The organism is Bacillus sp. BHET2 (assembly GCF_005938125.1).
Taxonomy (GTDB): domain Bacteria; phylum Bacillota; class Bacilli; order Bacillales; family Bacillaceae_B; genus Rossellomorea.
Map to the genome: position 1 here is coordinate 440,493 of NZ_VCQN01000003.1, position 21,147 is coordinate 461,639.

Genomic DNA, 21,147 nt, shown 5'->3' on the forward strand with positions numbered 1-21,147 from the left:
AACGTTTCAATTTCATAAAAAATAGACTGAGAAACCTGAATTGGAGGTTCTACAATGAATAACAGTAAACTGACTCTATTACTAGATCAAATGACGCTGGATGAGAAAATTGCACAGCTTACTCAACTTGCTACTCCTTTTTTTAAAGGGGCAAGCAATCAAGGGGAGATTACAGGCCCGATGGTCGACATGGGGATCGATGAAGAAGTTGTGCGAAATAGTGGTTCTGTGTTAGGGGCATCAGGTGCTCAGGAAGTGATGAATATTCAGCGAACTCATATGGAAGAGAATAGACTGGGAATACCATTGTTAGTCATGTCTGATATTGTACACGGTTTCAAAACAATCTTTCCGGTACCGCTCGGGATCGGTTGCTCTTGGGATCTTGAACTTGCTGAAAAGAGTGCGGAAATTGCTGCGAAAGAGGCATCGGTGTCAGGTGTTCATGTTACATTTGCCCCCATGGTTGACCTCGTTCGCGACCCTCGGTGGGGAAGAGTAATGGAATCAACCGGAGAAGATTCCTATTTGAACAGCCAATTCGCCAGGGCATTCGTAAGAGGGTTCCAAGGAAATGATTTATCAAACGATCTTACCCGTGTGGCAGCTTGTGTCAAGCACTTTGCGGCTTACGGAGCTGCTGAAGGAGGCCGTGACTATAATACGGTTGATATGTCTGAGCGTGAGCTCCGTGAGACTTACTTACCAGCTTACAAAGCAGCTCTTGACGAAGGTTGTGAAATGGTGATGACGGCTTTTAACACAGTATTTGGGATTCCGGCTACTGGAAATAAAAAGCTGATGCGCTCCATTCTTCGGGACGAAATGGAATTCAATGGCATTCTCATATCTGATTGGGGAGCAGTGAAAGAAATGATTCCTCACGGAGTGGCAGAAGATGAAAAAGAAGCTGCCAGGAAAGCCATCACTGCAGGGGTTGACATCGAAATGATGACCTCGACGTATGTGAAATACTTAAAAACGCTGGTGGAAGAAAAAACGGTAGACGAATCGGTTATCAACGAAGGGGTTCTCCGTATACTTGAACTTAAACAAAAATTAGGATTATTCGAGAATCCATATCGCGGTGCAGATGAAAAGCTTGAACAGCAAGTTGTCATGAGTGAGGAACATCGTGAAGCAGCTCGTAAACTAGCAGCAAAATCTAGTGTTCTACTAAAAAATAATCACGTTTTACCATTGAAACGGGGTCAGAAAATTTCCCTTATTGGACCGTTTGCACAAAACACTGACATCCTGGGGCCATGGTCGTGGTTGGGATCGAAAGCAGATGCTGTGACATTAATGGACGGAATGAAAATGAAAGTGGAATCTTCTCACCTTACGATAGCTAAAGGATCTGAAATTGAATCAGCGTCTGAAGAGCAATTACTTGAGGCTGAGAGAGAAGCGAAAGAAGCAGACATTATTGTCCTTGCACTTGGTGAGGATTCTGAAATGAGTGGGGAGGCAGGGTGTAGAGCGAATATTAAACTACCTGATCCTCAGTTGGAACTAGTAGCGAGATTAAAGACATTGAATAAACCGATGGTGGCTGTTCTATTTAATGGTCGACCACTGGATTTACACGGCGTCATCGATCAAGTCGATGCGGTATTAGAAGCCTGGTACCCTGGAACAGAAGGAGGGACTGCGATTGCTGACCTGTTATTCGGCGATGAAAATCCCTCAGGACGACTAACCATGTCGTTTCCATATAGTGTTGGTCAAGTGCCGGTTTACTATAACCACTTCAATACAGGTAGACCAAAAGGAGCACCAGACGCTCAGGTTCGGTATGTTTCACAATACTTGGATATTCCGAATGATCCGCTCCTGCCATTTGGGTTTGGGTTGAGCTATACCTCTTTTTCGTATAGTGAATTGACCATTTCCGAAGAGACGATGACCGCAAAGCAGCCGATTTCCGTCTCCGTTAATGTAACGAATAGCGGATCCTATAGGGGAGAAGAAGTGGTCCAGCTTTACGTTCGAGATGTAAGTGGGGAAGTCATCCGACCTTTAAAGGAACTGAAGGATTTCCAGAAATTGATCCTGGAACCTGGAGAAACGAAGAAGGTTACTTTCACTATTACAGAACCACAGCTACGCTATCATCACTCAGATTTACAATTTGAAAGTGACCCTGGCACATTTGTAGTCTATGTAGGTCCCAATAGCAAAGAAGGAATGAGCCATTCATTTACACTAGTAAAATAGAAGAAACGAGGGGAACGCAATGAATTCTACACAAAAGCTTTCATCCGGAGGCCTTCAATTCACCTTTTTAAATAGTGGTGATGTCTTTGAAATAAGCCATACATCTACAATGATCAATCAATTATTGAGTAACCCGATTGATGGCTCATTAAATAATCTTTATTTAAGGATCTATCAACCATCTGGTATCGAAGTTGTTCCATTACTCGGTGTCGGGTCAAAGAGTGCGGTCCAATTTTCAGAATCACAGGTGAAGTGGTCCGGGAAATACATGAATCTTCAGTACGACGTAACGTTTACCCTTACACAAGACGGGATTTGGTTCTGGGATGTGATGGTGGATGGACAAGATTCAGAGATAGATGTGATTTATGGACAAGATTTAGGGCTGGCAGATAAAGGTGGAGTCCGCTCGAACGAAGCTTATATGTCTCAATACATTGACCATAAAGTGTTTGTTGATGATGGAAAAGGTTTTGTGGTCTGTTCCCGTCAAAATCAACCGCAGACGAGTGGGTTTCCTTATTTTCAGCAAGGATCTATTGGAAAGACGATCGGCTACTCAACGGACGGTTTTCAATTTTTCGGATTATCTTACAAAGAGACAAATAAACCGCAAATCTTAACACAGTCTTCATTAGCAAATGAAGTTTATCAATATGAATTTGCCTATACGGCACTCCAAACAGAGAAGGTTCGCTTATCAGGGAAAGAACAGTTTGTCTTTTATGGTTTGTTTAGAGAAAATCATTCTGAAGCCATTTCCACTTTAGAATTTCAACAAGAAGTTGGAAGTGCTTGGGAAGAAGCACAAAGGGGAGATGAGGCATTCACAGCTCCACTTGAAAAAGTGTCACAAGCGGCGGGAATTGGTGAGCCTCTTCAAACTGATGGAATATCTAAAGAAGAAATCGACAATCTATTCGCGGAACGTCATACGGAAGAATGGGATGGAGACCGTTTGCTATCCTTTTTCACAACGACTCATGAACATGTTGTGTTAAAAGAAAAAGAATTGATCGTTGAACGTCCACATGGACATATTCTCATGTCTGGTGGGAATCATGAACGGAAGGAAGGGACTATCACATCCACATCCTTCATGTACGGAGTATTCAATTCGCAACTTGTGGTTGGAAATACATCGTTTAATAAGATGTTAACGAATACCCGCAATCATTTAAACGTCCTGAAAACCTCAGGACAGCGTATTTATGTTGAAATCGATGGGAAATATCGTTTATTTACCATGCCATCCTTGTTTGAACTGGGCTTCAATTATGCACGCTGGTATTACAAGACAAAGGATGACACAATCATCATCACAAATTATACGACTATTGATACGCCTGAAGTCCGATTAAATGTCCGATCTGAGAACGGACGACAATACCGGTATCTTGTGTCAAATCAGATTACGATGAACAACAATGAATATGAAGTACCTTATAAGGTTGAAAGAAACGGAGACATCCTTACCGTATCTGCTGATTCTCAATCTGAAAGCAGTCAAACATACCCTGACCTTTGCTATAAACTGAAGGTGGATGGGGCTGACATGAGCGTGAAAGATGAAGGGATATTGGGTAAGAATATCCAGCCTGGCAGTGCATCACTTTGTGTACTCGATTTAACAGCGACCACGGAATGGACCATGACCATTCAAGGTCTTCTTTACGGGGAGGACATAGAAATTCAAGAGCGGGATAGTGATCGTGAAATAGAGCGTTATCGCCATTACTATCACCAAGTGATGAACGGGTTTAATCTTTCTCAACATGGCAAAGCTCCAAGTGAACTAGCGAAAGTCAATTCCATAGCATGGTGGTATACCCACAATATGCTTGTTCATTTTTCGGTCCCTCATGGGTTGGAGCAATACGGGGGAGCGGCTTGGGGAACGAGGGATGTGTGCCAAGGACCGACGGAGTACTTCATGGCAACTCATAACTATCAAGCCGTGAAAGATATCATCAAAACGGTTTATTCCCATCAATATGAAGATAACGGTAATTGGCCACAGTGGTTCATGTTTGATCGTTATTATACGATTCAGCAGGATGATAGTCATGGAGATATCATTGTTTGGCCGTTAAAGGTAGTCGGTGATTATATCGCTGCAACTCATGATTACAGTATTCTGGAGGAAGAGATCCCTTATACAAGCAGGGAAGGCTTTGTTTTTTCAGAGGGAAAGGCGACGCTGTTACATCATATTCATAAACAAATCGGGTATATGAAAGAACATTTTTTACATGGCACATTTCTTTCCTCATATGGGGACGGCGATTGGGATGATACACTCCAACCGGCCAATCCTCAACTTAAACAGTATATGGCTAGTAGCTGGACCGTCGCGCTTACTTATCAGGTATTGAATAAGCTTGCTGATGTTCTTCAAGGTGTCCGTGATGGGGAAGCCGAGGAATTCAAAGCCCTTGCTACAGGAATTCAGAATGATTATAATCGATACATTTTGCAAGATGATGTGATACCGGGCTTTGTATACTTGGAAGACCCGAAACATGCAGAGATGATGCTGCATCCAACCGACACGAAAACGGGCATAGACTATCGCCTTCTGCCAATGAACCGGAGCATCATTTCTGAGTTATTTACACGAGAACAAGCCGATTCCCATTATCAATTAATAAAGGAACATCTCTATTGCCCAGATGGGGTCCGATTAATGAATCAGCCTGCCAACTACAAAGGCGGTGTAAGTACACATTTTAAACGAGCAGAACAAGCAGCCAACTTTGGACGGGAAATCGGTCTCCAATATGTACATGCCCATATCCGTTTTGTAGAGGCGATGGCTAAGCTCGGAAATAAGGAAGAAGTGTGGAAGGGCCTTGAAATCATTAATCCTGTAGGGTTGAAAGAAGTCGTTCCGAATGCAGAAAGAAGACAAAGTAACACATATTTCAGCAGTTCAGACGGCAAATTTAATACTCGATATGAAGCACAAGAACGCTTTCATGAGCTCCGTGAAGGAACTGTACCTGTAAAAGGAGGCTGGAGAATTTACTCAAGCGGACCTGGAATCTATATGAACCAATTGATCTCCAATTGTTTGGGAATCCGGCAAGAAGCAAAGGATTTGATCATTGATCCCGTATTACCAGAGACATTTGATGGCTTGACCTTTGAATTTAGATTTATGAATCGTCCGGTAGCCTTTACTTATCACATAGGACAAGAGAGTAACCATATTGTTGTGAATGGTGAAAAGGTAGTGACAGAAACGGTTTCAAACCGTTATCGAACTGGTGGAGTGAGGGTTAATCATAAGGTTCTTGAGAATCTGTTGAATGAGGAAGGGAATAGGATTGAAGTATTTATATAAGAGAACTTTAGAGCAGGCGCTAATTGCGTTTGCTTTTTTTTTTATAAGAAATGAGCGGTATGTTTGGGGAGTATTGATAAGCGAAGAAGACCCGATTCACTTCAATGGGTCTTCTTCTTATTTTGATGCAATTTTTGATAAAAATGCTTTACCAACAAAACAAAAGCAGCGATTCCGATATAAATGAGGAAAAAGACAATGTATCCCCATAACCCAATGATGGCATCAATGAATTCCATCTGCCCACGGTTTGTAATCGATTGCTGAATCTCGATTGCGAAGACCAACACAAACATGAAGGTCAATGTATAGAAGAAAGCAAGTGCTGTAATCCCGAAAGTAAACTTCGATAGAATCTTCGACACAACATATACAAGAAAGAATACTGACATTCCAATGATACCCATGATCCAAAAATGAAGATCTTTATCCGTAAGCGTGAATCCGAGATCACCCGCCAGTACAATGAACATGTCGTGGAGGTTGTTGATGATCTCCACTATAAACGTAATGCTTTCTTTCATACAATAAACACCACTTTTTTATGGAATTTGTACTTTACGAGTATAACAGGAATGTAGATTGAGTGTCAGGTTATAGCCAATCTGACAAATGGAAGAAAAAGAAACATGTCTATTAAACTTATTTTTTTTTTTTTTTGATTAAAACTGTAGTGATTCTCTATTTTCTTTCGTCTATTACTATGAGACCACAAGAAAGGGGGAGAGAGGTTGGTGGATCCGGTAGTTGAAAAAGCGAAGAATGGTAGTGGGCATGCTTTCAGGATGCTGATCGAAATGCATAAACAGTATGTGTTTAAATGCATTTACGGTGTCTTGAGGAACCAGAAGGATGCAGAAGATGCGTCCCAGGAAGTGTGGATGAAGATTTACAACTCTCTCCCTCAATATGAGCATCAAGGCTTTAAGACGTGGATGACAAGGATTGCGGTGAATCATGCGATTGATTGTAAGCGAAAGCTTGAAAGGAAGAGTGAGGACCTTGTCGACGAGCTCCCGGTGAAGGAAACACGAGATTCAGCAGTAACCCTGTTGTTAAAAAAAGAGCAAAAGCAGCTCGTGATGAGGCATTTACAGGATGTACCTGAATCCTACAGAGAAGTGATTGAAGGTTTCTACATAAAAGAAAAATCGTATCAACAGCTGGCGAGTGAACAGCAGGTGCAGGTAAAGACGATTGAAACGAAACTGTACCGGGCAAGGCTTTGGATGCGGAAGAATTGGAAGGAGGAGGATTTCAGATGAGTCATATCGCCCTGGATGAATGGAAAATGTATGCCAGAGATGAAACGGATGATAACAAGCGTATCGAATACGAAGAGCATCTTTACAGATGTGATCATTGTATGGGGCTTTATATGGAAGCAGTGAATGCGGTTCAGGAAGATCTTCCTTCCCTTGAAGGTCCGTCCCTCTACACAGATGAGGTGATGGAGCGGATTCCGTTTGCATGCGAACGAGTAAGAGATTTGTCCCGGAAGCGTTGGTATGAGGAAAAAGTGTTCCATTATGTACTGGCGACTGCGATGACGCTGATTTTGATGGCTACGGGTATTTTTGGTGAGATACTGAAGGTACCCTCAGAATTTGAAAAAAATCGTCAATCATCCTTTACGGAAAATATCTTAAGTAAAACAACGGCATTACTCGATGATGTCGAAAAAGTAAAAGAACAGGAGGCAGAGTAAGATGGAAAATAGGAAGAATCCGATTATTGCATTTTTGTTGGCGTTTATCCCAGGGGTTGGGTTGATGTATTTGGGGAAGGTGATGAGAGGATTCGGGTTCTTATTAATTGTTTTCGGATCCCTTCCAGTCGCTTTTTTTGCAGCAGATTATATCATGAGTGTTCCGCTTGCCATATTGTTGGTAGGATGTGGATTTCTCGTTTATGTAATCAGTATTGTGAATACAGCTTTATTGGCATCAAAAGGATTAAAGGGCCGGGAAAAAAGCATAACAAATGATGAAAATTTAAGCAGTGAACGATTCTACACCATCATCCTTTCCATGATTCCAGGACTTGGTCATTTCCAGCTTGGATTGATGAATCGTGGTGTTACGTTTTTGGCTACGTTTCTCGGTGTTGCCGCAATGATCCTATTTGTGACAGCCATGACAGGAAGAGGGGAATTCATGGTATTCTTGATCGTCCTCCCTGTTGTTTGGGTATACAACTTCTTCGATACGATGCAGCTGTTGAATAAAAAGCAGGTAGGGGAAGTGCTGAAGGACCGGTCCGTGTTGGAAGACCTCGAGGCGCAGCATGAGGGAGGCAGAAAGAGTAAAGCGTTCGCTACATTTCTATCCATGTTCCCCGGGGCGGGTCATTTGTACCTTGGTTACCAGAAACGGGGCATTCAGCTTATGGCTACGTTCTTGTTCTCTATATATATTTTAGATGTTCTCAGATTAGGAATCTTTCTTTTCTTAGTACCGATCATCTGGTTCTATAGCTTCTTCGATGGTTTGCAAAGGTCCTCGAAACACGGCAAAGAACCTTTAGAAGATACTCCGATTGTCTCTTATCTTATCAATCAACAAAAGTGGGTGGGAATCGGATTGATGCTTCTTGGTGTGTATTACCTGGCAACGAACATCCTGATGCCTCTATCCCTTCCTATGTTAGAGCTTTATGGAATTGACCCATATCATGTGATGAACAGTTATATCCAGCCGGGAATCGTCTGTCTTCTCCTGATTGGGGGAGGCATCAAATTGGTGGCGGGAAGTAAAAAGACCAGTTCGAAAGAGGAGGTATCTTAATGAGAACATGGAGAGTGGGATCTATATCAATGGGGGCATCCCTTCTGTTTTTAGGAATTTATTTACTGCTATCCCAACTATTAAAATGGGATTCAGCATACATGTTAGCAGGTTGGTGGCCAGTACTCTTTATCGTGTTAGGGGCAGAGATCCTAGTGTACTTATTTTTATCAAAGCAGGAAAATCCGATAGTAAAATATGATATTTTAAGTATACTATTTGTGGCAGTCATTGGAACGGTTGGGATTGGGTTTACAGTACTGCAGGCGACAGGTTTGATGGGGCAGGTTCATGCTTTTTTTGATTCGGAAGTGAAAACAGCAGATCTTCCTCCATTTAACAAGCAGGTGGATGAAGATATTAAGAGGATCGTTGTGGATTCGAGCCATCATCCTTTAACGGTAGAAACGGTTACGGGTAATGAAGTGAGCGTCTTCGGGACGTATCGTTCATCTTTAATCGGAGGGAAATCTTTGTTGACTGGTTCGGAAGATTACCTGATGACCGCAAAAAAAGGTGATACATTGTATATCACGTTGAAAAGTCTTCCGGATCAGAACGGCTGGATGCAATCGGGAAGCGAAATGGAGGCGACGCTTGTTGTACCGGCATACACGGCCTTGGAAATCTCGAGTGATGACAATGAAGTCACCCTGAAGCCGAGAACCCTTTCAAGCTCTTGGGAAGTATCACGTTCATCATTGGTCAACCTAGTCCTTCCCTCATCAGAAAACGTAAGCATCAATGCTGAAAATGTTAGGGACATTCAAGGCGGAGACACTAAATGGCAATACACCAAAATCGCCAACATCTCCAATGTCCATGAGGATGAGAACGATGATTACACAGAAACAACCCCAAACAAATCCGCCACCTTGAAACTTGGAAACGGACAACACCCCATCACCATCACCCAAGCCGATCAAGTGCACGTATCCATTAAGAATTGAGGGACGGACCTTGAAATAGAAGCATTACTAGTATTACGGGGATCTTGGTGTTTCGGGAGGAATTTCATTCATTGGAAAACTTGATTTGCAGGGGATCGTGATAAGGGACGGACCTCCAACGCCTCCGAATAAGGACAGATTATGCCGATTGGAGGTCCGTCCCTCACCAAACCATATCTTCCCATCCATCTCCGGTTGTGGTAGAATGGGTATAATTTATATGAAATGGAGGTTTTCCTTTTGATTTTAATCAGACAACGCATCCGCAATTTGAACGCTTAATTGAATAAGTTCAAAGGCTCTGCCTGTGTGCAGGGTAAATGGGATCGGTCTGACTATTTCTAAAGGATTCTTCATTTGACGATGAATGGAGGACGGGGATGCCAATTGGCTTCTCTTTCTTGTTTGGTTAGGAATAGAATTGAATATTTACCGGGTGACGCTAATAATGGTGTCTCCAACTAGAAAGCGCCAGAAGAAATGCGGGCTTCTTCGTGTACTCCCGGTTATTCAAATCCATTTACAAGAACACAGGCAGATGTCTGTGTTTTTTTCATGCATTTAATACAAGAAAAAGGATGGGAAGTGACGAAATGATGGAAGAACGTTTAAAGGCAATCGCCATTGGCGTCAATACGAAAGACAAGAATAATGACTTCGACTACTCGATGCTTGAGTTGAAAGGATTGGCTGAAGCGAGACATATGGATGTTGTCGGTGAACTGACTCAAAACCTGCCCCGACCGAACCACGTTCATTATATAGGAAAAGGGAAGATTGAAGAACTGCTGCCTCTTGTAGAAGAGTGGGAAGCGGATGTCCTCATCTCTAATGATGAGCTCTCACCATCACAGATCCGTGTACTCGAAGAACAGCTTGATATTCGCGTCATGGATAGGACGATGTTGATTCTTGATATCTTCGCGGAACGTGCGAATACAAGGGAAGCGCAACTTCAAGTCGAGGTGGCTCAGCTTCAATACATGCTTCCACGCTTAATTGGCCGCCGTGAATCACTCGGTCGTCAAGGAGGCGGATCGGGACTTTCTAACCGTGGGGCCGGTGAAACGAAGCTGGAACTTGATCGCCGCCGTATTGAAGATAAAATCACGGCGTTAAATAAAGAACTCGATTCACTCGTCGACTTGCGAACGACTCAGCGTAAGCAACGTCAAAGAAGTGAAATCCCGGTAGTATCTCTTGTAGGTTATACGAATGCAGGAAAGTCGACGACGATGAACGCATTCGTAGAAAAATTCCATCCGAACGAAAATAAGCAGGTATTTGAAAAAGATATGCTGTTTGCCACCCTTGAGACTTCGGTGAGAAATATTACGTTACCGGACAAAAAGGCGTTTCTGCTGACGGATACGGTCGGTTTTGTGAACAAGCTGCCCCATCAGTTGGTCAAGGCATTCAGGTCCACTCTTGAAGAAGTGGTAGAAGCAGATCTCATCATTCATGTGGTGGACTATTCAGATGCCCATTATGAGAAATTGATGGAGGTGACAGAGCGTACCCTTGCAGATATAGGAGCAGGCGATATCCCTGTCATCTATGCATTCAATAAGGCAGAACTGATGGAAGAAGAGGTTCCGAGAGTGGAAAAGGACCGCATTTATTTTTCAGCTAAAAATAGAATCGGAATCGACGAGTTGTTGAAAGTCGTAAAAAGTTATATTTTTAAAGATTATAAACGTTGTCAAATGTTGATTCCTTTTGATAAAGGACATTTGATTTCTTATTTTAACGAGAATGCCAACGTATTAGAAACCGAGTATGAAGAAAACGGTACGAAATTGACACTAGAGTGTAAATTGAGTGATGCTGAGCGGTACCGGGAGTATATGGTGTAACAAACAGGGTCCTTTCCACTTGTGGAAGGGGTCTTTTTTTATGTAAATAATGTACATACTCCTCCAACTGGGCTCCTGCATAGAGTAAATGCAGAGGAGGGATGCAGTATGTTTTTTCAAAGACGTTTTCCGCTTTATCCTATTCTGTATGAATGCTATCCAAATGAATCGGAAGTAAGAAACGACTATGAAGATACTCTTTTTCCACATACTTACCAGCAACCATATGTTCCGCAACGTGAGTTTGAATTCAATTACTATCCACAGAATCTGAACTACTTTGATCCTTACCAAGGATATCTTGAGCAACCTGTATACAATGATCCATTTGATCAGCGAGCGAATTGGAGGGAATGGGAAGATCTTGGTGCACCGCCACATGGGATGAAGGGTTCACCAGCCGCAGCTTCCTGGCAGGCGAACCGGTTGGATACGTTTGTGCGTGGTGAGAACGACAGGATGTATCACAAATGGTGGAACGGTACACGCTGGAGTAACTGGGAGGATCTCGGAGCTCCTAAAAGAGGATTAAAGAGTTCACCTTCTGCCGTATCTTGGGGACAGGACCGGATTGATACGTTTGTAAGAGGAAACCGGGATATTCTATGGCACAAATGGTGGGACGGTTCGCGATGGAGTGAATGGGAAGACCTTGGGGGGCCACCGCGTGGCTTCAAGGGGGACCCGGCAGTGTCTTCTTGGCAAGCCAATCGGTTGGATGTATTCGTGCAAGGATACGACAATAACCTTTGGCATAAATGGTGGGACGGAAGAAACTGGAGTCAATGGGAGAACCTTGGCGCTCCAAGAGGCGGTTTGAGAGACTCACCGGGTGCGGTATCCTGGGGACCCAATCGCATAGATTGCTTTGTCCGGGGAAACAACGACCGGATGTGGCATAAGTGGTGGGATGGTTCGAGATGGAGTAATTGGGAAGATCTTGGCTCACCACCTCGAGGTTTCGAAGGCGCCCCCGCAGCGTCTTCATGGGCAAGTAACCGCATCGACACCTTCGTCCGTGGCGACAATAACAATATGTGGCACAAGTGGTGGAACGGTTCCCGCTGGAGCAAATGGGAAGACCTCGGAGCACCTAGAGGAGGCGTTCGTTCATCACCGGGAGCCGTGTCCTGGGGTCCAAACAGAGTGGACGCTTTTGCCAGGGGCAGAAATGATCATATGTGGCATAAGTGGTTTGCTTGATAGATGGAGCTGTCCCTGTGTGTAAATAGGGATGGTTTTTTTCTTTTAAATGAAGGAATTGCAAAGTTTATATCCAAATGATGAAGAAGTTTATGAAATCAAGCAAGTGAAAAAATCATCCGCTTTGATTGTATCGCGAGTAACGAAGGATTGAACCACTATTACCAAGAAGCGATATCCCTTAAAAGCAGTTGCACATATTCACGGCAGTCACAGTAAATATGAAATCATATCATAAAAAAAGAAGCCCGGCATGATCATAAATCACGCCGGGCTTTTTTTTAACTGGCTTTTTTCCTTGGTTTTGCTTCCATCATAGGCATATACTCATTAAAGTAATGATTCGTCTCAGAAACAATCACTTTATAGAGCAACAGTAACGCGATTAAGTTCGGTATCATCATTAATGCGTTGGACATATCGGCAAAAGCCCATACGAGCTCGAGGTTTGCAACTGCACCAAGTCCTGTGGCAAAAATGTAAATGAGTCGGTAAGTGTTGGCAAACCGATAATTTGTTAAATACTCGAAGCATTTTTCCCCGTACATATACCATCCGACGATCGTCGAGAAACCGAAGAAGATAACGGAGAATGAAACAATATATTCTCCAACGATACCGAGGGCGTGTCCGAATGCTGCACTGGTCAATGCTCCACCATCAAGGCTTTGAGCATGCTCGATACCCGAAATCGCTCCGCCTGTCGGATCCCAGAATCCTGTGATTAACAGCACCAGGCCGGTCATCGTACAAACCACAATTGTAACGATGAATGTACCGGTCATGGCAACAAGTGCCTGCTTGACCGGATGATCGGTTTTGGCATTACCTGCAATCAGTGCTGCGGTACCAAGGCCTGCTTCATTTGAGAAGATTCCTCGGGAAACCCCGCTGCGAACTGCCTCGGAAATAATGATCCCCGTGAAACCACCGGCAGCTGCTACAGGATTGAACGCATAATAAAAGATCATTTCAAACGCCGGAATGATCATGTCATAATTCAGAACGATGATGATGAGTGAGCCTCCAACGTACAGAAATGCCATGATTGGGACAAAGAAAGAAGCGACTGTACTGATCCGCTGAATCCCTCCAAAGATAATCAAACCGGTCAGGACGGCCAGAACGATCCCTGTGACTAGATTGTCAATGTGAAAGCTTGTGGTCATGACGTCTGCAATTGTATTGGATTGTACGCTGTTCCCGATTCCTAGGGCGGCGAAAGCACCGAATAACGCAAATGCCACAGCCAGCCACTTCCATTTGGTGCCCAGTCCTTTTTCCACATAGTACATAGGCCCACCGGAGTATTCCCCGTTTTTATTCTTCACCCGGTATTTCATGGCAAGAAGGGCTTCTGCGTATTTCGTGGCCATTCCAAGGAGACCCACAATCCACATCCAGAAGATGGCTCCAGGTCCACCAATCGTCAGAGCAGTAGCAACCCCGGCTATGTTGCCGTTTCCGATTGTAGCGGATAAGGCTGTCATCAGGGTTTTGAAGTTACTAATATCACCTTCGGATTCTGAAGAAGCCTTGGCTGATTTATCCTCTTTCGTAAATGCAAGCTTAAAAGCATACAGTAGTTTTTTGAACTGGAGCCCTCTAAGCTTAAAGGTTAAGAAAAGGCCTGTCCCGAATAACAGTACTAAACTTGGTGTTCCCCATAAGAATGAATTAATCTTGTCTAGCACATCTAACATAGAATCCTCCTAGTGTAATCTCATGTTGTAAACGTTTTCTTTGTGAGTTTCCATCTACTATTTATATAGTATTCCGAACAATCTGTCCATATAAAACGTCCCAATTTCCAGAGATTGAGCCTTTTTTAGTAGGGACGGACCTCCATTTCACCTACACGAAAGAAGCACTTGAAGTAAATCGAAAGGGGTGGAATCGTATAAATAAAGGGACGGAGCTCTCATTCAGCGGCATTTGGTACCGTGTTATCGCTGAATGTTAGAGGTCCGTCCCTTAAGTCTTATAGTAATGTGATGATCAATATGACCAGTAGTGGTCCAATTAGGATGATGTATCCAAGCGGCCTTGCTAAGTTCAAGGTCCAGCCTACTCCGAAGCGCTTTTCGACGAAGATGGATGGATCATTCGGGTTGAAGTAGATGAGTCCACCCTTCCAGTATTGATCATCATCGGCATTGATCACTTCACTAGAGTCCTCATCTATGATTTCTACATCAAGATCTGAATCTTTTCTGCCTACCTTGATGGCCAGAATGACGGTCCCTATCAGGACGAGTGCAGAGAATGCAAGCGGCATAGTGAGAATTAACAGGTCGTTCACACTATTTTCATAGAGAGTAGTAAATTGTAAGAACGTAAACAGCATAGATATTAAGATGGAAATGAAGAACAGAAGCCAGCTTGTGTATTTACGCAAGCGTAGCTGCCGGATGCGGGAAGCTTTCACATTTCCTGCACTTAGCTTGATTCCAGAGTTCTTCGTCATTTGATTGATCCCTAGGAACATTCCATTCATCACCAGCAATATGGTGGGTAATGTTAAAGCAGAAAGATACGTTTTCGTAGTGAAGGAATCCGGTTTTCCATCGGGTCCCCAATGGGTTGGGAATCGATCAGGGAAGCCATGGTAGTTGACCAGTGTAAATACGATTAATCCAACCGTGATGATCATGGGAATCGTATACACAATCCAAGGGAGCATCTCATCTTTCGTTCGTAGGTTCAATTCTGAAACCTTTACCTGTCTGCGATCTTTGAACCACTGCTTTTGTTGCTTTAGTGTGGTAACTTTCATGTGAAAGTAAAAATAAAGAGACAGAGATATAAGCAGAATCACAAACGGAAGGAATAGTCCCGCTAAGATGAGGTGATTTTCCGTTACTGGAATACTCATTGACCAGATAAAATAGAGTACTAATGCCAGCATTGAAATGAGACATGTTAAGATAGCGTAGATTTTCTTGTAGCGAAGAAGCTGAGTATTCCTTACTTCATCCACAGGTATAGTTACCCCAAACACCACTGTTCGCTTAACGATAAAAGGAATGGCGATTTGGATCACCATTAGAAATCCGACCGTGATGAATAAAAGAATCATTTCCATTTATTACTCCCCCTTAACCTTCAGAATGATGGATGTTACGAATGCTTGAATTTCCTGTTCAGACATGCCCATTACCAGAGCTTCGACTAATATCGGTCGCAAATCTTGTGATATTTTCTCCAAGCGGGAATGGGGAACTTCACCTTCGAAAGGCGTACAAATTACAGCTCCCGATTTTGGCACAATCCGGATCACGCCCTTGCTTTCCAATTCATGATAACTTTTATTTACGGTATGCATGTTCACTCCAAGGTCTCCGGCAAGGCTCCGGACCGATGGAAGTATATCTCCGGGAACCAATTCCCCCCGGACAATCCCTTCCATGATGCCATTTTTCACCTGAGTATATATCGGTAAATCCGAATGAGGTTCTATTTGGATAAACAAGATTTCACCTCCTACTTTGTTATATGCTTAGTATAACAGAATTGTTCTGGTATAGATATAACAAAATGCGAATTATTCCCAAAAAAGTTAGAGTGTTGGTTAGTGAAGAGGGACGGACCTCAAAACAGTCAAATATTTCACAAGGATTTTCCCGTTTAAAGGACCGTCCCTCGTGTATGTTTGTTAAACTTATAGGGTTGATACTTAGAGTTTAGGAGGGATGATCGTGAACGAAAATACGACGGGCATCCCCTTTCAGGTTGGTGATCCGGTTATAGAGAGAAAGGTTGGTTATGACGGAAGTGTAGTGGAGCATTGCTGCAGGGTTTTGAAAGCGGGTGTGGATGAAGTGGTCCTCTTTCATAAAATAGAGAATGCCTTCACTATGTCAACAAACCAATCAAGTATAACCATCCCTGAAGGAAGCTACACCCTTGCGTATTATTGGAAAAATCGTGCTTATAATGTATATATTTGGAGAGACTATCGAGGTGTGTATTTAGGATCCTATTTTAATATTGTTAGAAATACTACTATTAAAAATAAGGTGGTTTCTTTCGAAGATCTCATCATAGATGTCCTCGTTTTTACCGATGGAAGAGCTTTTGTTCTGGATGAAGAGGAATTGCCAGTTGCAATGGGAGAGTTTGAGAATGGGGATGTGCTGGGAGATCTACAATTATTAGTGGAGAGTCTTGATGGACTTCTTCCAAAGCTTATCCTTGAGACAAGGGTTCATTTTCCACATGATGATCTTCTTAAGTGGCTTTGTGATTCGACAGTCAGAGGGGAGGTCTCTGAACATAAGGATGAAAACTAAAGAAAACAACAAAATCATCAATCCGGCTTCAGGTGCCGTCATTATGGCACTTGGAATCTTTCTCTTTGCTGCTATTGATGCTTTTACGTGGATCAACCATACCATTGGAAAAATACTGGTTGTGACCCTGATTGTATTAGCAGCCATCATTTATAAATCTCTTTTCAAGCAATTGTTCAATAAACCATTTTCATATGCACTGATATGTAATCCTGTTCACTCTTTCGTCATTGGATCGTGGGTTGCTGGCATTTCGGTTTTGAGCAATGTGGTCGTTAAATATTTTCCTGGTATGAGTGTGGGTGCACAGGCTGTGATGCTCATCAATACCCTTTTGTGGCTCGTCTTTATGGCAACCTGCTTCTACCATTTTAAAGAGATGATGAAACGGCCGACAGCGTATTCTACCCATGGGATTGTACTACTGTCTACTGTTGCTACTCAATCATTGGTGATTTTCTGGGTAAAGGTCTTTTCATTTTCGGAGGGACTGCTGATTGGGGTGATGTCACTAGGAATCCTTTTTTATTTGATTGGTATGACATTGATCGTGCTTCGCTATGTGAGAGGATACCCTTGGACAATCATTGATGATTGGCCAAGCACAAATTGTATCATTCATGGTGCTTTATCTATTACGGGTTTGGCGATAGTCTCTTCACAAATGTTGTCAGGGATGGTTATGATGATATTTTGGTCTTTTGTGTTTGTCCTCCTGATTGGTGTGGAATCGTTGGAAATGGTGAGGGCGGTTAAACGGATTCAGAAGCTGGGTTGGAAAAAAGGAATTTTCACCTATCATGTAAGTCAATGGTCTCGGAATTTCACCTTCGGAATGTTTTATGCTTTTACCTTAACTATGCATGACAATCCTTATTATTTGAATGCATTCTATGATTTTCATAGGGACTTCTTACATTTTTGGGCGTGGATTGTCCTCCTGTTTCTATTAACTGAAATGGGTTTATGGGTGGGATCGAATGGTTATCTATTCGACAGAAAGAGTAAGGAGAGTGTTTCTTGAGTACATTAATCTTGTTTATGGCTATCATTTTATGTGCATCCATATTGCAAGCTAGTACCGGTTTTGGATTCTCCATAATGGCAACACCTTTTCTATTGCTCATGTTTCCACCTAAAGAAGCGATACAGATTAATTTGATCTTATCTCTTGTGATCTCACTCTCACTATTAGTGAAAATTAGACAGGACATCGATTTTCCCATGGTGAAACGGTTCATGATAGGGAGCATACCCGGTTTACCATTGGGTATATTGTTTTTCATTCTTATTGATATGAGTCTCTTAAAGACCTCTATCAGCCTGGTCGTCATATTGCTAACCGTTTTCCTTATGATGAAATACCGTATCAGGCAGACAACTATCCGGGACTTTGTGGCAGGGGGATTGTCGGGGTTCCTGACCACAAGTATCGGTATGCCTGGACCACCCCTGCTTCTCTATTTTTCAGGAACCGAGACAAGGAAAGAGAAACTTCGAGGAACAACCCTTGCCTTTTATTTGTTCATTTATCTCGTCAGTTTAGGGATCCAGGTGAAAGTGGCAGGAACCACTCTAACAGTGTGGAAATCAAGCCTGCAAGCATTACCGGTAGTCGCGATAGGTCTAGTGTTTGGACAGGCCCTATTCAGCAAAATCAATCAAAAAACTTTTCAAACCTTTACCTATGCACTCCTATTATTCACGGGAATCTATCTGCTGATAGATAGCCTTTAATTTATAGGGTCTTATTAAGAGGGACGGACCTACAATGAGCGAATAACCTAATAGTTTTCTGCTGATTTAGAGGTCCGTCCCTCTTACATATCGTCTAATACTTCTTTTAACACAATGGCATGGTTGTGCTGATCGTCTTTTGCTCCGTAGAGAAGGACTACACGTTTATCTGCCGCAATTTTCTTTAGTTCCTGTAACTTTTTCTGCTTTTCTTTATTTTGATAGAGTTCCTCTTTGTAGGCTTGTCTGAATTCTTCGAACTTGACGGGCTCGTGATTAAACCATTTTCGTAAAGTAGGAGTTGGGGTAATTTCCTTCATCCACTCGTCCAGTCCGGCATCTTCTTTTGATATTCCTCGGGGCCATACACGGTCGATCAAGATTCGGTGACCTCCTAGTCGGGGAGGTTCATCATAGATTCTCTTCAGAATGATAGACATCGTTCACCCTCCTTTCTTTCCTTTGTCCATTTATCATCAGGATAAATGGGATGGAAGTGTGAAGCAAAGATTTTTGATTAAGAATTCCTGAGGAGCTAACACCTTCATTATCATTTTGCCAGATATACAGCGTTTTAAATCAGAAAGGTCCGTCCCTCTTTCAATTTCAAACCTGTGCTAATGTTTAAAAACCCAAAAAAATCCAGGGATCTAAAAGAGAACAAATGGGTCAAGGTATAGAAAATCATGCTTTATTGAATGTATCTGCTAAGTATAAGAAGGGGAATTTCGTGTTGAATGTAGTTTTATCAGGTTCGGGGAAATCGGCGCTATTGAGTGTGAAAACTAGAAGCAACAATTATTTATTATAAGCTCCTGGGACGATAAGAGGGACGGACCTCAAAATCACACTTGAATTTAGATAATTTAATAGGTTTAGAGGTCCGTCCCTACTGGGGAATAATAGGTAAATAGAATTAGGAACCACTGGCGGGATGATTCGTACGAATAGTAAGTATATTTTTTTGAGGAGGAAGTCATGGAGAAGAGAAATCCTTTGGGGATTGTTTTGTTGAGTTTGGTGACAAGTTTCCTGGTCTTGACGGCATGCAGTGATCCGAGTGCCAAGAGTGAGGATGCGAGGACTGATAAAAAAGAAGAAAGTCCTTTTAATAATGAAATGAAGAAAATGAATGATGAAATTGGAGAAATGGAGCCACTTCCTTTAACCTCCTATAGTGAGGAAATCGGAGTTAAAATGAATGCACCTGTCTACAAGGAATTCGCGGCGAATGGGAAAGTGACAGTCAACGGGGAAATCGCACAGCATGCTGAACTGAAGTCAGGTTACGCATGGATCAAGGTCAGGGCAAGTGAAGAAGGTCCTGCAGGGAAACAGCTCGAATATTACACCCCTATTGAAAACGGCAAGTTCAAACAGGACATCCACTTTTTCAATGGTGAAGGGGAGTACAAGGTTTCTGTGCAGCTGCCTGATAAGGACCGTGAAAATTATTACTATGATACAGCTTCCTTCACCGTTCATAATGTGAATCCTGACAGAAAGAGGGATGTGACGCTTACTCCGTTTGGACAGGAGGCTGGGCTAGCCTTGAATTCCAACTCAAGCTATGTGGAAGAGAGTGAAGTTTTTTCTTTAAAAGGGGATGCTGCCAACTTGAAGGATGAAGATACGATCATGCTCAGGTTAAAGAAAGATTCGGAAAACTGGACACATGTCATTCCAGTGGAAAATGGGAAATTCAGCTTCGATGTCCCGTTGTTTTATGGAAAAGGAATTCATGAGCTTGAAGTTCTGGTTCCTGATGACAAACGTGAAAATTACTATCAAACAGCAAGCACCCTCCTCATTGATAATAAGTCCGAGCGGGTGATGAGCCCCATTGAATATGCGGACACATACCGTGAACGGGGAGTTACCCTGAAATCCCCTCAATTTGGCGGTGGGGAGGCAGATAGTACTTACTCCATTAAAGGAAGCATCGATCCGAAAGCAGAATTCGGACCGGAAACCTCTCATATCTATATCACGACTAAAAAAGGGGAAGATGAGGCACTTGATGTGATTCCTGTAGAGGATTTTACCTTTGATGATTCTTTTTATCTGCGATTTGGACCAGGTACATATGAGGTAACCCTTAGCGTGCCTGAGATAAAGGAGAAGAATAGTGACTATTTCAGATTTTTCGGTTTCGCGAAGTTTGAAGTGGAATCGACAAGTGAAGATCAGAGGGACTTGCTGCCTTCGCGGGGAGTTCAGTCAGACGCCCCTGAAATTATCGAACGGGCGAAGACCGTTACAAATGGAAAGAAGAACGATAGAGATAAAACGAAAGCCATCTACGATTATGTGGCGAAAAATGTTTCCTACGATGTTGAAAAGTATGAGAATGATGACTTTAACTGGGATGACAGCGCATTGAAAACACTCCAAACCAAAACAGGTGTGTGTCAGGATTACGCATACCTTGCGATTGCTATGCTTCGTGCAAGCGACATTGAAGCGAGATTCGTTGAAGGTAGAGCAGGAGGGGTATTTCCAGGCAGACACGCATGGGTGGAAGCGAACCTTGAAGGAGAATGGGTGACCCTTGATCCTACATGGGGGTCTGGTTACTTAAAGGATGGTACATTCGTCCCGGCGTTTAATGAAGATTATTTTGATCCGGATATGGATGAATTTAAGAAGACGCATACACGCACGGGTGTGGCATATTAGAACAAATGAAGATGTCAACTAAACGGCAATAGAGTTGGCATCTTTTTTTTTAGGAGCATAGCAGTCTAAATATGT

General features: G+C 42.7%; 18 protein-coding genes. 12 read left to right on the forward strand and 6 right to left on the reverse strand.

Annotation, left to right across the window (positions count from 1 at the left end; all coding sequences use genetic code 11):
- Positions 1-54 precede the first annotated feature (54 nt).
- A complete protein-coding gene (bglX, locus tag FGG79_RS14795) occupies positions 55-2,220 on the forward strand; it encodes a beta-glucosidase BglX (protein WP_138779628.1) in 2,166 nt (721 codons plus the stop codon).
- Positions 2,221-2,239: 19 nt separating this feature from the next.
- The gene (locus FGG79_RS14800) at positions 2,240-5,569 is read left to right on the forward strand and encodes a GH36-type glycosyl hydrolase domain-containing protein (RefSeq protein WP_138779630.1); all 3,330 of its coding nucleotides are present in this window, start codon (positions 2,240-2,242) and stop codon (positions 5,567-5,569) included.
- A gap of 101 nt (positions 5,570-5,670) precedes the next feature.
- Here FGG79_RS14800 and FGG79_RS14805 read toward each other — a convergent pair whose 3' ends face one another.
- A complete protein-coding gene (locus FGG79_RS14805; RefSeq protein WP_138779632.1) occupies positions 5,671-6,093 on the reverse strand; it encodes a hypothetical protein in 423 nt (140 codons plus the stop codon).
- A 210-nt stretch (positions 6,094-6,303) separates the two neighbouring features.
- Between FGG79_RS14805 and FGG79_RS14810 the strand changes: the two genes are divergently transcribed.
- From FGG79_RS14810 to FGG79_RS14825, 4 genes are read left to right on the forward strand one after another with little or no spacing between them, the layout of a single operon-like run.
- Positions 6,304-6,834: a sigma-70 family RNA polymerase sigma factor gene (locus tag FGG79_RS14810; protein ID WP_346764078.1), complete on the forward strand. Its 531-nt coding sequence runs from the start codon at positions 6,304-6,306 to the stop codon at positions 6,832-6,834.
- The gene (locus FGG79_RS14815; RefSeq protein WP_138779634.1) at positions 6,831-7,277 is read left to right on the forward strand and encodes a hypothetical protein; all 447 of its coding nucleotides are present in this window, start codon (positions 6,831-6,833) and stop codon (positions 7,275-7,277) included. The genes FGG79_RS14810 and FGG79_RS14815 overlap by 4 nt, the downstream gene beginning before the upstream one ends.
- A gap of 1 nt (position 7,278) precedes the next feature.
- Entirely contained in the window at positions 7,279-8,355 is a 1,077-nt protein-coding gene (locus tag FGG79_RS14820) for a hypothetical protein (protein ID WP_138779636.1), read from the forward strand.
- The gene (locus FGG79_RS14825; RefSeq protein WP_138779638.1) at positions 8,355-9,305 is read left to right on the forward strand and encodes a hypothetical protein; all 951 of its coding nucleotides are present in this window, start codon (positions 8,355-8,357) and stop codon (positions 9,303-9,305) included. The genes FGG79_RS14820 and FGG79_RS14825 overlap by 1 nt, the downstream gene beginning before the upstream one ends.
- Before the next feature lie 246 nt (positions 9,306-9,551).
- On the opposite strand, the gene FGG79_RS21870 is transcribed toward FGG79_RS14825, so the two are convergent.
- A complete protein-coding gene (locus FGG79_RS21870) occupies positions 9,552-9,692 on the reverse strand; it encodes a hypothetical protein (RefSeq protein WP_171050953.1) in 141 nt (46 codons plus the stop codon).
- A 209-nt stretch (positions 9,693-9,901) separates the two neighbouring features.
- Between FGG79_RS21870 and hflX the strand changes: the two genes are divergently transcribed.
- Positions 9,902-11,161 carry a GTPase HflX gene (gene hflX / locus FGG79_RS14830; protein ID WP_138779640.1) on the forward strand — a complete coding sequence of 420 codons (1,260 nt, stop codon included), beginning with the start codon at positions 9,902-9,904 and terminating at the stop codon, positions 11,159-11,161.
- Between the two features lie 108 nt (positions 11,162-11,269).
- Positions 11,270-12,364 (forward strand): PLL family lectin, encoded by a 1,095-nt coding sequence (locus FGG79_RS14835; protein ID WP_138779642.1) that lies wholly within the window; start codon positions 11,270-11,272, stop codon positions 12,362-12,364.
- A 281-nt stretch (positions 12,365-12,645) separates the two neighbouring features.
- Here the strand turns inward: FGG79_RS14835 and FGG79_RS14840 are convergent, their stop codons facing one another.
- The 3 genes from FGG79_RS14840 to FGG79_RS14850 all read right to left on the reverse strand — a co-directional run bounded on the left by FGG79_RS14840 (position 12,646) and on the right by FGG79_RS14850 (position 15,836).
- Positions 12,646-14,067, reverse strand: coding sequence for an alanine/glycine:cation symporter family protein (locus FGG79_RS14840; RefSeq protein WP_138779644.1), 1,422 nt, complete (start codon positions 14,065-14,067; stop codon positions 12,646-12,648).
- A gap of 278 nt (positions 14,068-14,345) precedes the next feature.
- Positions 14,346-15,449: a DUF1648 domain-containing protein gene (locus FGG79_RS14845; protein WP_240794297.1), complete on the reverse strand. Its 1,104-nt coding sequence runs from the start codon at positions 15,447-15,449 to the stop codon at positions 14,346-14,348.
- 3 nt (positions 15,450-15,452) lie between these two features.
- The gene (locus tag FGG79_RS14850) at positions 15,453-15,836 is read right to left on the reverse strand and encodes a GntR family transcriptional regulator (protein WP_138779646.1); all 384 of its coding nucleotides are present in this window, start codon (positions 15,834-15,836) and stop codon (positions 15,453-15,455) included.
- A gap of 226 nt (positions 15,837-16,062) precedes the next feature.
- Between FGG79_RS14850 and FGG79_RS14855 the strand changes: the two genes are divergently transcribed.
- Genes FGG79_RS14855 through FGG79_RS14865 form a run of 3 tightly spaced genes read left to right on the forward strand, consistent with a single transcriptional unit; the run spans position 16,063 to position 18,393 of the window.
- Positions 16,063-16,656, forward strand: a complete 594-nt coding sequence (locus FGG79_RS14855) for a ribonuclease FAU-1 family protein (protein WP_240794298.1) — start codon at positions 16,063-16,065, stop codon at positions 16,654-16,656.
- Positions 16,646-17,680 (forward strand): TDT family transporter, encoded by a 1,035-nt coding sequence (locus FGG79_RS14860; RefSeq protein ID WP_138779650.1) that lies wholly within the window; start codon positions 16,646-16,648, stop codon positions 17,678-17,680. Before FGG79_RS14855 ends, FGG79_RS14860 begins: the two co-directional genes overlap by 11 nt.
- Positions 17,677-18,393 carry a sulfite exporter TauE/SafE family protein gene (locus FGG79_RS14865; protein ID WP_240794299.1) on the forward strand — a complete coding sequence of 239 codons (717 nt, stop codon included), beginning with the start codon at positions 17,677-17,679 and terminating at the stop codon, positions 18,391-18,393. Before FGG79_RS14860 ends, FGG79_RS14865 begins: the two co-directional genes overlap by 4 nt.
- A gap of 83 nt (positions 18,394-18,476) precedes the next feature.
- Here the strand turns inward: FGG79_RS14865 and FGG79_RS14870 are convergent, their stop codons facing one another.
- Positions 18,477-18,833: a DUF488 domain-containing protein gene (locus FGG79_RS14870; protein ID WP_138779652.1), complete on the reverse strand. Its 357-nt coding sequence runs from the start codon at positions 18,831-18,833 to the stop codon at positions 18,477-18,479.
- A gap of 538 nt (positions 18,834-19,371) precedes the next feature.
- Here FGG79_RS14870 and FGG79_RS14875 point away from each other — a divergent pair.
- Complete coding sequence (locus tag FGG79_RS14875) at positions 19,372-21,072, forward strand: transglutaminase domain-containing protein (RefSeq protein WP_138779654.1); 1,701 nt, start codon at positions 19,372-19,374, stop codon at positions 21,070-21,072.
- Positions 21,073-21,147: the final 75 nt, after the last annotated feature.